Genomic DNA, 16,052 nt, shown 5'->3' with positions numbered 1-16,052 from the left:
TGTTTTTTAGGAGTAACGAAATTGATTAGTGCTACTGAAATGAAGAAGGGCGGAGTGATAAAACTCGATAATGATCTGTATGTGGTGGTAGAATCTCAGCACGTAACCCCGGGCAATTGGCGTGGTATGGTACAGGCCAAATTGAGGAATTTAAAACAGGGAAATATTGTTCAGAAGCGCTTCCGGTCAACTGATAAAGTTGAAGATATCTTCCTCGAATACCGCACTATGGAGTATTTGTATAAGGAAGGCGATAGCTACTGCTTTATGGATACGGAAAATTATGAACAAATAATGTTGCAGAAAGAAGCGGTGGAAGATGCTATTCCTTACATGAAATTGAATACCCAGGCAAGAATAGCTTTTTATGAAAATAAGGCGCTGTCGGTAGAGCTTCCTACTTCCGTTGTTTTGGAAATAGTTGAGACGGATCCCGGAATGAAAGGGGATACCGTGGTGAATGTTTATAAACCGGCTACCCTGGAAACAGGACTCATCATAAAAGTGCCGCTCTTTATAAATACCGGCGAAAAGGTAAAAGTAGATACAAGGACCGGTGAATTCCTGGGCAGGGAATAGTCACCGTCATTATTTAAATGTTTAGTACCTTATCAGTAATTTATTTGCATTTTTTGGGCAAGATATTTTTGGTGAAATCCGAAACAAATTCTAATGACAAAATGATTTGAAATTCTAAAGAAGTGCTTCTTTGTATCTCGCATTTCAGGCTTCATATTGTTGTATGTTTTGGATTTGTTTTGAATTTTATGCTTTGTTATTCGAATTTGTTTCGTATTTCGTACTTCGATTTTCGTATTTTTTATTTCTTGATTGTTTGGTTCTGGCTACGGCAGCTAAGGTAGTCCGATTTAAATATACGGAGTTCTGAAAGAGAATGAGGAGAAAATGGGCATAGAAGATTCTATAAGGACGTATGGTGCAAAGATTGATGATATGCTCAGGGAACTGATTCCTGTAAACGAAAAAAACTATCTCAACGAGCCGATATGGTATCACATGAACACAAAAGGCAAACGGGTACGCCCGGCAATATGCCTTATCACGTGTGAAGCATTGGGCGGCAATCCTGAGAATGCGTTAAGCTTTGCCCTTGCGATAGAAGTGTTGCATAACATGTTTCTTATGCATGATGATATTGAGGATGGCGATACCGTAAGGCGGGACCAACCTACCGTATGGGTAAAATATGGAACGGCAAATGCAATAAACGCCGGCGATTATCTTCTTGCGTGCGCCTATAAAAGCACGCTTGCAAGTCCCGTTGCTCCGGAAAAACGCTTAAAATTATTAGAGGCATTGACGCTTACCTATGGGAAAACGGTGGAAGGCCAGGCCCTTGATATTAACGCACGCGCCGCGGAAAGTTTTACTGTGGATGCATATATGAAAATGGTAGAACTTAAGACCGGTTATTATCTTGCCTGCGGAATGGTGGGCGGCGCTATTGTTGCCGGGGCCTCAAATGAAGTGGTCGAAAAGATATGGATGCTTGGCAAAAACATGGGACCTGCATTCCAGATACGGGACGATCTTATTGACCTGACGCATGGAAAGGGACGTGGGGGGGTTATCGGTTCCGATATAAAAGAGGGAAAAGCCAGTTTCCTCTATTCATATGTTTTGGAAATTGCTTCCGGGGAACAAAAGAAAAAACTGCGCGAAATCATGTTAAAACCACGGGAAGAAACAACTGCCGATGATATAGAAAGGGTGCTTGAAGTATATAGAAGATATGATGCGATGAAATATGCCCAGGATTATGCGGAAAATCTGGTGCAACAAGCATACAAAACAATTAATGAGATACCCGTTGACGATAAAACAATATTCAAAGAAATAGCATCTTTTATGGCGCAGCGCATGTCGTAATATTTACCGGGGAAAAGAGTTTTCCGCGAAGAATGGTAAAGAGGGGCGGCAGTAATTTGAGTAATTTAATCAACCGGCTTGCTATTGGCGCCTATGTGTATCCCGGCTGGCATGCGTGCCCTGAACGTGACCGTAATTTCCCTCCTGGCTGGTGCGAGTGGAATCTTGTACTGAACGCGCCTCCCCGTTTTGCAGAACACAATCAACCCCGTATCCCGTTGTATGGGCCATACGACGATTCACTCCCTTCCTCCTCACAAAAACAGGTCTGTCTCGCCCGTGAATACGGGATCGATTTTTTTATTCACGGATTTTTCTGGTCAAGAGGAAAACGGGTATTGGGCGCGGCGCTTGATAACGGTTTTCTCGGCAAAGGCGGGGGCGGCGATTTCCCGTTCTCTCTTATGTGGGCGAATCGAATGCCACGTGGTGTTTTGCCTGTCAGGCATGATCATGGACCAGAAATAGACCCAGGCAGATTGGTATATACCGACCCCGATGATTTTATGGAATTGATTCAATATCTTGAAGAAAGATATTTTTCAAGGACGAACTATTTTCTCATTGATAACATGCCGTTGTTTTCCATTTTCGACAGCGCCTTTTTTTTACGGCAACTGGGAGTTGACCTTGCCTGCAAAGCGATAAAACGTGCGAAAGAGTATCTTGTGAGAAAAGGGTACAGGGGACTACACATCATGGCAATCAATCCGCCGGCGACAATGAGCATGGAATTTAAAAAAGCAGGCTTTGACAGTTTAAGCCATTACGTGTGGCTGCCTGAGTGGAAAGGAGGATATCTGCAGGATTATGGCGAACTGGCCGGTATCCGAAGCGGTGAATGGAACTATTTTGCCGAAAGATCAAACCTTGCCTATTATCCTTCCGTGTCTCCCGGCTGGGATGCTTCGCCCCGCGGAGAATTACACGGAAATCAGAAACCCTTCCGTTATCCATGGTGGCCAATTGTGGTGAATGAACATCCGGGACTATTTTCAGGATTTCTCAGGAAAGCAATATATTATACAATGAAAAACAACACTACGCCGCTTTGTTTTATAGCGTCATGGAATGAGTGGAGTGAAGGGCATTATCTGGAACCTGACGCCCGTTTTGGCACGGCATGGCTTGAAGCGGTGAGAAAGGAGAAACACAATGCCATCTGAATGGGCATTCGTGTCTGTTGACATGGAAATTGCAAATATCTGTGGCGCTGAATGCCTTCTCTGTCCGCGCGACTCAATAACACGGCGAACAGGCATGATGACTGAGGAAACATTTAAAGCGATAAGTGAAAAACTCATCAGGGAAGGAAGCCTCATAACGTTTTCCGGTATGGGAGACCCATTATCGCATCCGATGGTATTTGAATGGATACGGGAACTACGCGCTGGTGGGGCTGATGTTGGCATTGTTGTTAATCCGGCATCGTTAGGGGACAATATTTCTCCTGCGCTTGTTCAGGCAAGGCCAAATGTCATCACACTCTCTTTTCCCAGCTTGAGAAAAGATGTTTTTGAAATATTGTGCCCGGGAACGCCTTATGATCAGGCGATAGAGCGGGCTATGGAGTTGATAAATCTATCTGCGGGAAATGTCGGTCTCCGAATCACGGGGATACTTACAGAAATGAATCAGGATGAGCATGAAGCGTATGAGCGCTTCTGGAGGGACATGGGTATTCCTTCATCCATGGTTGCCTGCCATGGTCGCGGCGGCAATGTAAGGGCGCCAGGCGTATATGAACGGCGCGACTATGGAACTAAAACGGAGAATTGCGGGCTTTTCAGGTATCATACGTTTATTACGTGGGAAGGAAATGTACTTGCATGCTGCCATGATCTTTCCGGCGCCGCTTTGCTGGGGAATCTCGTTGACAGCGAAATTTGCGAAATCGCTGCCCGCAAAAGAAAAATGTTGAACGATGGAATATCCTTTACTGTGTGTATGCAGTGCGATGAACCATTAAGAAATTTAAATCCGCCTATTGAGGATATGCCTCCACAAAATAGAAAAGAGCGAAGGACGTTTTTCCGGAAAATGAAATTAAAAAACAGGCAACAATTTCAAAACTCCTACGCTGGCATAGCCAGAACCAAAAAAGCACGAAATACGAAAATCGTCCTAAGCTTATAACAGACCAATTTTACTATTAAATATTTTGCCAACAAATGCAAAGAAATTACTGATCTGAGATACATTCGTTCATTGCTTTTTCATATGCTTTGTATGCATCATTGTTAAAAAGCACAAATCGCACCAGGCGAATGCCTGTGTGATTTTTTAAATACCCGATTACCGTTTTTAATGCGATTTTCGAGGCTTTATCAATGGGATATCCGTATGCGCCGGTACTTATTGAAGGGAATGAAACGCTTTTGACGGCATGATCAGAGGCGGCTTTCAGACTATTTCGATATGCGTTTTCAAGCAACACCTGTTCATTTTTCTCCCCTCCCCGGTAAACGGGGCCGACTGTATGAATAACATATCGCGCTTTTAAATTTCCACCGGCAGTCACCCTTGCCTCTCCGGTTGGACACCCCCCGATTTTTTTGCATTCTTCCAGTATTTTGGGGCCGCCCACCCTATGTATTGCGCCATCGACCCCGCCACCGCCTAAAAGCGTAGTATTTGCCGCATTTACAATTGCATCAGTATCCTGCAGTGTAATATCGCCTATGGTAAGTTCAAGAGTAGAATCATTAATAATAATTTTTGACATAATATGACGCCTTAAAAAAAGTACAAAAAAATAAAATCACCACGGAGTATGCAGTTGACAGAGATACTGATAACGCCGTATATTGTGGAAATTATTGCACAATGTACACTATTTTGAAAGAAATAACAAATCGGGGATTTTAGCATGGATGTAAGAGAAGCTATTCAAAAACGCCGCAGTATAAGAAAGTTCAAACCGGATCCGGTCCCGGATGAATTGATACTACAACTATTGGAAAGCGCCAGGCTTGCGCCTTCCGGTTCAAATACGCAACCGTGGAGGTTTATCATTGTTAGAGATAGTGAGACAATTAAAAAATTGCAGACTGCTGCATACAACCAGCGTCATGTTGGCCAGGCGCCGGTTATTATAGCGTGCTGCGCTGATAGAAAGGCTTTTGGAGAATTTCCCATCAGGATAGATGAACTGATTGAAGCAGGCGCTTTACCTGCAAAATCGCGGGAAGTATTTGTCCCGTCGTTAAAAAAAGGGGGGTTGGATCCAGATATAAAGTGGCACCTCTTAATAGCCGCAACGGGAAATACCGATATCGCAATTGAGCACATGGTTTTGCAGGCGGTTGAGCTGGGGTTGGGTACCTGCTGGGTGAGATGGTTTGAAGATAACAAGGTGAAAGAGATTTTAGAAATACCACAAACCATTGAAATTATTGCATTACTTCCCATCGGTTATCCTGATGAGGCCCCCCCTCAACGGCCAAGATTCAGTCTGGATAAAATTGCTTATTATGAAAAGTATGGCTTGGGAAAAGGGCGCCAGTAAATAACCTCGACAACGACATATGAACAACTCACGACTAAAATGAAGTGGAAGTATCCCTGTAGTAACGAAAGAGAGAGCAAAAAACTAAAGTGTTACGATTTTCCAAAAAACCAGATTATTACACTATTGTTTATCATTATCCCCTTTATCCTTTTTTTAGCAGGTGATTTTGTATGAAGATCAATATGATTATTTTGTCTTTTATAACAATGTTTATTACACAAACAGCATCATCCGCAGGCAATCAGACGATAAACAGCGTTCTCAATGATCAGGTTTCGGTAGAGGTTGTCGTCTATAATAACAACATGGGTTTCATAAGAGACACGAGAAATATCTCCCTTCCTGTGGGTGAAGGGGAGTTATATGTGAGTGATATTGCGTCACAGATTATTCCTCAAACAGTCTCGGTTGCTTCTTTGACTGAACCTGACAAATTTTCTTTACTGGAACAATCGTTTGAATATGATCTTATAAATACAAATAAACTGCTTGATAAATATGTGGGGAAAACAATTAAACTTCAGATATGGAATAAATACCATGACAGAAAGGATACAATCGCTGCCACGCTGCTGAATAATACCGATGGCCAGATTTTCGAAATAGACAATGAACTATACTTAGAGCATCCGGGGATAAAAATCCTGCCGGAGTTGCCGGACAAACTGTTTACTGTACCTACACTCACGTGGCTTTATAAAAACACATCGGAAAAACCTCACACACTGGAGATTTCTTATCTGACGAATAATATGAATTGGCATGCGGATTACCTTATGACCATCAACGAAGAGGAGACTGCCGCGCAATTATCCGGATGGGCAACAATAGACAATCAGAGCGGTGTACTGTATAAGAATGCCGGGTTTTCACTGGTGGCGGGAGATGTTCGTCGTTTACCGGAGGTTCAAAGAAAACGCACCTTTGCGATGGCAGAGATGCAGATGGCGGTATCCCCGCAATTCGAAGAAAAGGGGTTTTTCGAATATCACACCTATAGCTTACAACGAAATACCACCATAGGGAATAATCAAACAAAGCAAATTCGTTTATTTGATGCATCGAATGTAACGATTCGGAAGGAATTCCTTGTGCACGGAAACATGTATTCATATACAAAACCTTTCACGGATGAAAAACAAAAACAAGACGTAAATGTCTTTTTAAACTTTAAAAATGCGAAGGAAAGCAATCTCGGTATGCCGATTCCCGGTGGCGTCATTAGATTCTTTAAACAAGACAAAGACGGCGCCATTCAGTTTATCGGCGAGGACCAAATAAATCATACACCGGTACATGAAGAAATAAAGGCAAACATTGGGAAAGCATTTGACGTAACCGTTGAACGAATACAAACAGATTATAAACAGATCACTACAAAAATCCACGAAACAGAGTGGGAAATTTTGATAAGAAATCATAAAGAAGAAGATATAGTAGTTGGTATTATTGAGACGTTGCCAGGAAACTGGAGTGTTATAAGCAATAGTCATCCGTATAAGAAAACAGACGCATTTACCATACGCTTTGATATTGAAGCGCCCAAAGGCAAAGAAGTGAAAGTTTCATACCGCATAAAGGTGGGATTGTAATGTAACGTGAAAAGGATTACGGTTGCAGCAATTTTAAAATAGCTACAAAAAAATAGCCTGATATGCAGTACTTATCCATCGCATATCAGGCTATTGAACTAACTTCAAACACTTCGCAGCATCCCCCCTTTCTTTTCACAGAAGGTTTCGGAGATATTTATACTACTAACAGTAACATCTCAAAGACTACGACGCACTTTATTGTACTTGTTAATTTTCGCTGCACGGGTCTTCTTTTGATGTTACTGGGCATTTCAAAGATCATTTAAATGGAACAGGGAGCGGTCGTTTAAAAACTTATAACAAACAGCTTTTAAATCACACCTTTTCAGGCACATGTTTTACTTCCCGACTATGCCTTGAGGAACGTTGAACCTCAATATCTCTCTCCCCGTTCCAATAGTATTTTATCACATAAATTCATTTTTACGAGGAAACCGAAATAAATATTTTATATGAATGTCGAGCAGCTCTAGCCAGAGTTTCGCGCTTTTTGAGGTGCATGTTTGATCGCGGGCTGTGTTGGTTCAAGTATTCTATATTTCCAATGAATAAATTTGTAACATTTTATTTTGAAAAAAATCTGCCTATAGGGGATATGATTTGTAGTGGCAAGGCACACGTTATCCATTTAACCCAAAAGCAGGCATGCATTTTATATGCACCCAAAATAGGGTATTTACAGAGGCAAATTTTAAATATATCCTGCAAAATAAGTTTTTTTGTAACACTTTACTTTTTTGAAAAAGTAGGGGCGAAGCATTTGCCAGTTTTGGTATGAACTTATTTATAACAATTTATAGCAAATGCTTCGCCTCTACACTATGCGGCAAACATCGCTATTGTTTGAATTTTTCGAAAAACTAAAGTGTTACGTTTTTTTTCGAAAGGCATTCTTGTTTTCCTTATTTTTAGTCAAGAAATGAACGAACCCACCCCAACCTCTCCCAAGAGGGGAATTTGATAAGTCACCTCTTAGGAAGATATTGAGGGGTAGGTAGAAAAGAATGTCGTTGGGTTTTTGCCTTTTAACAACCCTACCCTATTTTAACCTTGGCCTCGCGATTCTTGCGTGAACGCCAGGTTCGCTGCACAATCACACTAAATAAGGAGGTACAGCATGACAAGAGTTTTAGTTCTTTACTACAGCATGTATGGCCACATCGAAACTATGGCGAAAGCGGTGGCTGAAGGCGTGCGCTCCGTCGAAGGCACAGAGGTCACCATAAAGCGCGTGCCCGATCTGGTGCCGGAAGAGGTGGCACGAAAGGCTGGCGCCAAACTCGATCAGGCGGCGCCGATTGCGGCCGTGGAGGAATTGCCGAACTACGATGCAATCATATTCGGTACGCCGACACGCTTCGGCAATATGTGTGCACAGATGCGCAATTTTCTGGATCAGACCGGCCAGTTGTGGCTAAACGGCAGTTTGATTGGCAAGGTGGGCAGCGTGTTCACATCCACCGGCACGCAACACGGCGGACAGGAAACCACCATTACCTCATTCCACACCACATTGTTACATCACGGTATGATCATCGTGGGAGTGCCCTATTCTTGTGAGGAAATCATGAACATGAGCGAAATCACCGGCGGGTCACCCTATGGAGCGAGTACTCTTGCTGATAGAGATGGTAGTCGTCAGCCGTCGGAGAATGAAAGAAAAATCGCCCGTTTCCAGGGAGCTCACGTGGCGGAAGTTGCCAGGAAGCAATCAGCCTGACAACTTGTCTGGGTAATAAATAAAAAGCATTAGTGGTGTATTTGAAAATATAGGTTTCCCCCATAACTCAAAACATGGTATCCATGCGTAAATATTGGTAACAGTTTAGTTTTTTGAAAAAGTAGGGGCGAAGCATTTGCCCGTTTGGGTATGAAATTATTTATAACAATTTATAGCAAATGCTTCGCCCCTACACTATGCGAAAAACATCGCTATTGTTGGAATTTTTCAAAAAACTAAAGTATTACGAGATAGGAGAAATGATGGGGGGGGTAGACTATAGTACTGTAAGCCAAGGGAAAAAACGAATACGAGAAAAACTGAAAGATGACAAACGTATTTCTCATATTATTGAAAGAGTTGAAGCGAATTTTTCAATAACAAGGATTTGACTCCCTATTTGACCCATAAATTTTTGTCATCTTTTACTTTCGGACAGCCGTTATGACTATTCTTAAAAACTTTACCTTTGTAAAGGTAAACCACAGAAAAAGATTTTTAAAGAAAGGTGTAATAGTATGCAATTATTTCGACGTTCTGTAGCTGAGTTTATTGGTACTGCATGGTTGGTTTTTGGAGGATGTGGCAGTGCAGTCATGGCAGCATCGTTCCCTAATGTAGGGATCGGCCTGCTGGGTGTTTCCTTTGCTTTTGGCTTAACGGTACTCACGATGGCATATACCATTGGATCTATTTCAGGTTGTCACCTGAATCCAGCCGTATCAATTGGTTTATGGGCTGGAGGCCGTTTTAAGGCATCTGATCTATATGCATATATTATTGCGCAGGTACTTGGTGGTATAGCAGGAGCAGGGGTTCTATATTTGATTGCAAGCGGAAATCCAAGCTTTAGCCTCAGTGGCGGTTTGGCATCGAACGGTTACGGCGCACATTCTCCAGGCGGTTATTCGCTGATATCCGGATTGGTAGTAGAAATCACTATGACCTTTATCTTTCTGATGATAATTCTTGGCTCGACTGACCGTCGTGCGCCAGCAGGATTTGCGCCCATAGCTATTGGTTTGGCGCTTACATTGATTCATCTTATCAGTATTCCGGTCACCAATACATCGGTGAACCCTGCACGCAGCACCGGGCCTGCAGTGTTCGTTGGCGGATGGGCGCTGTCACAACTTTGGTTATTTTGGGTAATGCCCATTGTAGGCGCAGTTCTGGCAGGCATTCTCTATCGATGGTTATTCAGAGAAACTAAAAACCGTTAAGACCGTTTCTCCGGAGTCCGGAGAGTCATATGTAACCATTTTGCGTTATTAACTGATGAATGGTTTTTACTCCGTTAATCTTTTTATTTTTATAAATATTGTTTCATATGAAAGGAGGATATTAGATGTTTTCCAGAGACGTGAAAGAAAGTTTTTGCATATTACCTTTGTTGATCCTTTTTGTTGCGTGTGCGTGTAGCATCGGAGCGGCATATGCAGATGAGACAAAAACTGCGGAAGCAACTGCTGAGACAGCGCCGCCAAAAACATGGAAAGGGAATATTGATGCTGGCGTCAACATGAAAGACGGAAACTCGGAATCTATTACAACACATCTGAAAGGTACTTATGCTAACGAAAGAGTGTGGGACAATATTTACTTTGATGCGCTTTCTCTATACGAAACTGTGACAAACAAAGATACCGATGAGGACGAGGAAACAGCTAACGAACAAAGAGCTACCGGAAAATATGAATACAAGCATACACCAAGGTTTTATTCATTCTTTAACCAGTACTTTGAACATGATGAAATTGAAAATTTAAACTATCGCTCCATCTCATCGCCGGGTGTTGGTTATCGGGTTATTGAAAAAGAACGTTTGAAATACAAAGTAGAAGGTGGACCTGCATATATTTACGAAAGATTTCATGGTGGAATTACAGATGATTATGTGGGTATAAGGGTTGGTCAATACTTGGATTGGCTCATATTGCAGAATACAAATTTTTTTGCAAAATCAGAATTTGTTGAAAGTGTTGAGGATACTAATGATTGGCGTGTGGATAATAGTTTGGGTGTGAGGCATAATGTGACAAAATCCATTGCGTTGAGCCTTGAATTTCTTGACCAGTACGACAATACCCCGGCGGAAGGAAATGAGAAAGAAGACAGAACCTTTATTGGCAGTATAGGGTATAACTTTTAAACCACTCACTGAATTTACGATAGCCAGAGCGAGCCTGAAAAACATAATTGTTTCGATATGAGAAATATACTGTTGGTAGTGTTGCGGGCGTCGCGGGATAATTGGCTTATCGACCTCCACCGGAATTACCCGGTTTCCCCGGTACTATGAGTTGATCCTACTGCCTTATTACCTCTTCCTCTCACCTCGTTTCCTCGACTTTGAGTACCATCTTACTGCAAGGAGTATTACCTCCCCGATGGAAGGCAAAATGCTCTCCCAGGTTCCTGCAACTACCATTCTACAACATGCCGTGGCTTCGACCCCGATGGAGTGTCCGCTATCTCGCCTATATTTCCTTTTCGATAGCTTAGTTGCTGCTTTCCGTGGTGTCAAACACGTCGGCTTACTCCATGACATAACTATTTTCGAGTCTCTACACCTTCATCCTTGAGGATTACGGCCGATTGTCCCCCTGTCTACGCTTCACCCATGTCGTTACCTAATGGACGCAAGACTCGGTTCTGACGGTCGGCTAACTTTGTCATGTTGGCTTTTCAACCAACTGGCTTTTACAAGCTTCGCCTGGCGCACTAACACGTTAGTTTTATTAAACCCTGCACGAATGGTATGACTATATAGGGGCAGGTTTCAAACCTGCCCCTATATAGTCATACCCGCTCGGGTTTGGTCATTTTAGCGAATCTACCATTTAAAATCATCATTATTGTTTGATTCAGCTTCGCAGCGGCTAGGCACGCATTGTCACTACAATTTACATTGAAAACCCTGGCAGGGTTAAAATAAAAAAGAATGCTTGCGATACAATACACCTCTGACAGCAGGCAGGTGTGAAGATTTACAAAAAATCAGGAATGCACCTGTATGGGAAGTTAGAATTGGGAGTGTGGATTCAGGAAAGGATGATATTTTAGGGATGGAGTGAAATTCATAAACGATTAGAAGAAATTAAATCGCTAATATAATGTATGTCTCTTCTTGTTTACTATATGGAGTTCTTGATTGCCGCAGGAATCCTGCTTAAATAAAAAAGAGATTCAGGATATTCCGGGGATATCAGAATTTCCAAAAGCATACACCCATTTGTATACACCCAAAATAGGGTATTTACAAAGATAGTATTTTTAATATAATCGCCGGGTTATATAGGGTGGATTATTTTTAAGAAAGTAATTCTTGCTTCCCTTACCGCTTATCATGAGAGGATATATCGGCATTCGAAGTCAGGTCGATGGTTTGCAGATTGGGAGTACACAGTCTGTATAATCAGTAATGAGTGATTAGCTGAAATGCAGCAATAACATGAGAAAAATAAGCTACAATACGTCTAAAGAAGACGCGGCAACTTCTTATATATACCCACGCAGTCTGTGTTTGCCGGGCGATAGCCACAGGCATTTACCTAACCACCCGCTGGAGCGGATGCGCCAAAAAGCGGCGCGCCGATCGGCTTTGGCTGTTGGCTGTCTATAAAAATGTCTATGGAGGAAGAAATGAGCAGTAAAGATTTTCTGCAAAGTGTATGGCCATTACTTGTGGTGATGCTCGTATTCTTTTCGGCAGTTAATGGTGCGCTAGCGAACGGCGAGGTTACCGAAACTCAGTATTCAACAAGTCTTTCAGAAGCGACTGGTATCGTCAGAATTATTGTTGCTGTATTTGGCGGCATAATTGGTATGTTAGGAATCGTTGTTGCATTACGGGGTGTTGGCGGTACAGCCGACGTGTCAATGTCGGTTTCCGAGCACAGAAATCTGTCTCTGAAACGGGTAAGCCAAGGGGTTGTCATAACTCTTATCGGCGCAGCAATTCTCATTGGCGCACTCTATCTCCTTCCCGAAAAAAGAACAGAGCGTCAGATAAAAGGCAAGGAGATCACAATAGAACGCGAGTCCGGTAAAGAAAGAATGAAAACAGCGGACTAATCCCCACTGACGCCTCGGCAGCGGCTAACAAGGTAAATGGGGGAGTATTCCCGATTATTTGTAAAACTTCACACCTGCCTGTTGTCAGATGATATGGTGGATTCGCTATCGCTTAATCTAGAGCAGACCTCCTGAGTCGGCGTCTGATTTGCAACGTTATAATGCAATCCACAAATTGAAATGCAGGATATCAACCATGCATACCTTTGAACAAAAACAGAAGAAAACTCAGTAGACGAAATCCGTTAACACTATGCCGCATCGGCAGGTTTTTCCGGACAAAACCATGCGGTGAGTTTCATCCTTCATTTGCAGCGTACGATTGGGAATCAAGCCGTACAACAATTGTTGCAGTCTAATGCTGAAGAATTACAAGCCAAGCCAATGCGGGCAGGCGATAATAACGGGTATGTTGCACCCTCTATTGTACACAATGTATTGAATTCTCCTGGTCAGCCGCTTGATGCAGAAACACTAGCGTTTATGGAGCCACGCTTTAGCCATAACTTCGGCCAGGTGCGTGTACATGAGGATGCAAAGGCGGCGGAGTCAGCCACTGCGGTGAATGCATTGGCTTATACAGTGGGGCGTCATATGGTATTTGGAGCGGGAAAGTATGCTTCAGATACTACGGAAGGGAAGCGCTTACTAGCACATGGGTTGACGCATGTAATACAACAACGGCATTCATACGCTAATCCAGATATGTTAACAATTCAACGCAGGACTCTTCGCTACTGTCGGGAGGTAAGAACAGGCGATACGGTTATGGACACTCTTGCAGGAATACTTGGCCTTGAGCATTGTTGGCTTAAGACCGATACCAAAGTTGCTGGTATGGGACCAGCGCAAGCAGGGCCTTTGCCTGCCTGGCCGTTTGGTATACCTACGATGATTACGGATCATTCGGCAGACGCCCATACGGATAGCAGAGAGATTCGTGGCGTTGATGAGAATTGTGTTGATCAAGAACTGCAGATAGGCAAATCCACGGGACCGTGGGGGTCTTGATAATAACTGTAATACTTTTGTGGATGACGTAATCGCAACGTGCAGGGAGCGTTTGCGTGAACGCGATAGACTCTTTGTCCGCACGGGGACATTCGGCATACAGCCAGTTGTTATTACAGATCCTGTAAATATAGACGCCGGGAACAAGCCTTATTTTAAGGTGCGTCCATTGCCGGCTCAACATGCTTTGGGTTTTAGGTGGATCATCGCTGACAGCCAAGACAGAAGCTATCTCATGTGGGGAGACCAGGGACAGGTTTTTCAATATGGATCCCAATACGCAGCTTATATCCCTTCAAGAACGAGGGCTTTGCTGAGGGAACGGCACATCAGGGCGGCTACGATACTATGCCGCGTCATAGGAGGAGGGGCCGAGCGGTCAATCAGATTACCGGTTAGTTTCGTCTGGTAAAATGATAAAAACTCTCCTTTGAATGGGATGGGGCATGCATTGACTCACGGTTCATGGGTTTATGGTTTAGCACGGTTAGGATGGGAGTAACGGTGTAAAGGTGCGCGAACAAGCAGTCAGAGTTGCTGAGTATCTGGCACTAGCAAGAAGCCTGAAGGAGAACTCTCCTGATTCGGATTACAGAAAAGCTAACCAAATGTCATGAGAGTTGGCCATGTGGCTCCCCGAAGACATTTACAAAAAAATGGCGAGTGCAATCGCCACTCCCAGTGAACAGACAAATGAGTTAACAACCGTAATCTCGGTAAGATCGTTACGGTTAAAAGAAAATGCAGGAAACTTAACCTCGGAAAATATCGCACATCATGCACCGGGCATTGGCAAGAAAAACTGCTAACAACCGGCTGGTGCGGACGCCGGGGACAACGCGCCATGTTTCCTGATACTTTTATGGCCGGAGTCGCACATCCGGAACGTTACGCCAGAAGAGGCGCATTCTGGCTTCTTACAAACCACGTAGTGAGGTTGATACACAATGCTCAAGGACATGATCGACGCACTGAAGCTCGTTACAGAAGGAATCGACAGCGTTAAGACGATTGCCGAGGCAGTCAAAAGTGGAAAAGACTATATCGAAGCCAAGCATCCTGAAGTTCGGAGCGACTTGCGCCTTATGGTGGATGAGTTGCAGAAGAGTCTGTTACTCATTAAGCGCGCTTCAGCCGTCTTGACTAACTTTAGGTTTGCTATCTCCGCAGACGTCCAAGGATCGGAATTGGTGCGATTCAACGACTATTTCATCCAGTCAAAGACGGAGGCGCAGCATCTCGAAAACCATATCGATGACTTGCGCACCCATTGCAGCAAGATTCGTAAACACGGGACAAAAATTGGCGGAGAAGCGACGGTCGCAGGCTTTACAAAGGTTTTCACACTTTTGGGCCTTAATTCGCCGCAAAGAGAACAGAAGCTTGGCCAACAACTGGATAAACTAGCCTACGAAGATTATGCCGTAGCAAACAGTGCTGCAAAAATGCTCGAATGCCTCGTGAGCGCATTGAAGGACGTGCAGAACGCGCTCGGTGACGGTGGCACAATGCATCCTGAAAACGTAGCAACAGCGGCCGCTTTACTCGCTGAATATGGACCTGAGTTCGAAAGAACGGAGGAACAGGCTGCACAGGCCGTCAAGGACATCCGCGAATTAGTGAAGGAATTGGAATAAGAAGGAGCGGGAATCATTGTCCGCCTTCATGTACAGCATAACCATGGAATGCAGCCGACCAGTTTCTCTGACGAATATGGTTTTTCGTTCGGCAACTCTGGCAGAAGAAGGAAAGCAAGTGAGTGAGTGTTAACTTACCCATCAAGAGACTCACCAGAGAGTATGAACGTAACAGTTCAACCCCTTCTGGGTTGTCATAGCATTTGAAAAGTACACACCCATAGCCCCTTTCAAGAGGGGAATACAAAAAGTCCCCTCTTGGGTGGGGATTAAGGGGTGGGTGAACCGTTACCTATGAACAATATGCATGCACAGGTGAAAGAAATTCAAAAAGCTGCGGATTCAAACGATGGAGGGGGCAACATTATGCGCCGTTACGGATTTGGTAAAAAAGATGTCTATCGAATACCATAAATTATATCTTAAATTACTACTGGGTGGAAATTATAGATTCCAATCGTAGAGATTGATCGTGTGCAAAGGTGGCATGCAGATTTTGTAATTATCTGCATACCACCTTTTATGTTTTGACATATTTTGCAGGATTTTATTCTTAGACTGTAAAGGAGATATTTATGTGTAAGAAATTTATTATAACCATTGCTATTTTA

Annotated in this window: 16 protein-coding genes; 15 read left to right on the top strand and 1 reads right to left on the bottom strand. The window is 43.3% G+C overall.

The window, feature by feature from the left end; all coding sequences use genetic code 11:
* Positions 1–21: 21 nt before the first annotated feature.
* From efp to ABJL82_RS10600, 4 genes are all read left to right on the top strand, one after another.
* Entirely contained in the window at positions 22–579 is a 558-nt protein-coding gene (efp, locus tag ABJL82_RS10615) for an elongation factor P (protein WP_347274669.1), read from the top strand.
* 327 nt (positions 580–906) lie between these two features.
* Positions 907–1,890: a polyprenyl synthetase family protein gene (locus tag ABJL82_RS10610; RefSeq protein ID WP_347274668.1), complete on the top strand. Its 984-nt coding sequence runs from the start codon at positions 907–909 to the stop codon at positions 1,888–1,890.
* Positions 1,891–1,946: 56 nt separating this feature from the next.
* Entirely contained in the window at positions 1,947–3,056 is a 1,110-nt protein-coding gene (locus ABJL82_RS10605; RefSeq protein WP_347274667.1) for a glycoside hydrolase family 99-like domain-containing protein, read from the top strand.
* Positions 3,046–4,026 (top strand): radical SAM/SPASM domain-containing protein, encoded by a 981-nt coding sequence (locus ABJL82_RS10600; protein WP_347274666.1) that lies wholly within the window; start codon positions 3,046–3,048, stop codon positions 4,024–4,026. The genes ABJL82_RS10605 and ABJL82_RS10600 overlap by 11 nt, the downstream gene beginning before the upstream one ends.
* 46 nt (positions 4,027–4,072) lie before the next feature.
* Here ABJL82_RS10600 and ABJL82_RS10595 read toward each other — a convergent pair whose 3' ends face one another.
* Complete coding sequence (locus ABJL82_RS10595) at positions 4,073–4,615, bottom strand: O-acetyl-ADP-ribose deacetylase (RefSeq protein ID WP_347274665.1); 543 nt, start codon at positions 4,613–4,615, stop codon at positions 4,073–4,075.
* A 144-nt stretch (positions 4,616–4,759) separates the two neighbouring features.
* On the opposite strand from ABJL82_RS10595, the gene ABJL82_RS10590 reads away from it, so the two are divergent.
* The 11 genes from ABJL82_RS10590 (at position 4,760) to ABJL82_RS10540 (ending at position 15,855) form a co-directional block, all read left to right on the top strand.
* Entirely contained in the window at positions 4,760–5,398 is a 639-nt protein-coding gene (locus tag ABJL82_RS10590; protein ID WP_347274664.1) for a nitroreductase family protein, read from the top strand.
* A gap of 173 nt (positions 5,399–5,571) precedes the next feature.
* A complete protein-coding gene (locus ABJL82_RS10585; RefSeq protein ID WP_347274663.1) occupies positions 5,572–6,993 on the top strand; it encodes a DUF4139 domain-containing protein in 1,422 nt (473 codons plus the stop codon).
* 1,120 nt (positions 6,994–8,113) lie between these two features.
* Positions 8,114–8,716 carry an NAD(P)H:quinone oxidoreductase gene (gene wrbA, locus ABJL82_RS10580; protein WP_347274662.1) on the top strand — a complete coding sequence of 201 codons (603 nt, stop codon included), beginning with the start codon at positions 8,114–8,116 and terminating at the stop codon, positions 8,714–8,716.
* 518 nt (positions 8,717–9,234) lie between these two features.
* On the top strand, positions 9,235–9,939 hold the full coding sequence (gene aqpZ / locus ABJL82_RS10575) for an aquaporin Z (RefSeq protein ID WP_347274661.1): 705 nt from the start codon (positions 9,235–9,237) through the stop codon (positions 9,937–9,939).
* A gap of 125 nt (positions 9,940–10,064) precedes the next feature.
* A complete protein-coding gene (locus ABJL82_RS10570; RefSeq protein WP_347274660.1) occupies positions 10,065–10,868 on the top strand; it encodes a DUF481 domain-containing protein in 804 nt (267 codons plus the stop codon).
* A gap of 1,493 nt (positions 10,869–12,361) precedes the next feature.
* Positions 12,362–12,793 (top strand): hypothetical protein, encoded by a 432-nt coding sequence (locus ABJL82_RS10565; protein WP_347274659.1) that lies wholly within the window; start codon positions 12,362–12,364, stop codon positions 12,791–12,793.
* A 345-nt stretch (positions 12,794–13,138) separates the two neighbouring features.
* Positions 13,139–13,804: a DUF4157 domain-containing protein gene (locus ABJL82_RS10560; protein WP_347274658.1), complete on the top strand. Its 666-nt coding sequence runs from the start codon at positions 13,139–13,141 to the stop codon at positions 13,802–13,804.
* 52 nt (positions 13,805–13,856) lie between these two features.
* On the top strand, positions 13,857–14,216 hold the full coding sequence (locus ABJL82_RS10555) for a hypothetical protein (protein WP_347274657.1): 360 nt from the start codon (positions 13,857–13,859) through the stop codon (positions 14,214–14,216).
* Positions 14,217–14,430: 214 nt separating this feature from the next.
* Positions 14,431–14,613 carry a hypothetical protein gene (locus ABJL82_RS10550; protein ID WP_347274656.1) on the top strand — a complete coding sequence of 61 codons (183 nt, stop codon included), beginning with the start codon at positions 14,431–14,433 and terminating at the stop codon, positions 14,611–14,613.
* Between the two features lie 138 nt (positions 14,614–14,751).
* Entirely contained in the window at positions 14,752–15,441 is a 690-nt protein-coding gene (locus tag ABJL82_RS10545; RefSeq protein ID WP_347274655.1) for a hypothetical protein, read from the top strand.
* 276 nt (positions 15,442–15,717) lie between these two features.
* Entirely contained in the window at positions 15,718–15,855 is a 138-nt protein-coding gene (locus ABJL82_RS10540) for a hypothetical protein (protein ID WP_347274654.1), read from the top strand.
* Positions 15,856–16,052 lie beyond the last annotated feature (197 nt).

Origin of the sequence: Candidatus Kuenenia sp. (assembly GCF_039794105.1) — a bacterium.
Classification (GTDB): domain Bacteria; phylum Planctomycetota; class Brocadiia; order Brocadiales; family Brocadiaceae; genus Kuenenia.
The sequence above is the reverse complement of the archived record's forward strand: the minus strand, read 5'-3'. Positions and strand labels throughout refer to the sequence as shown.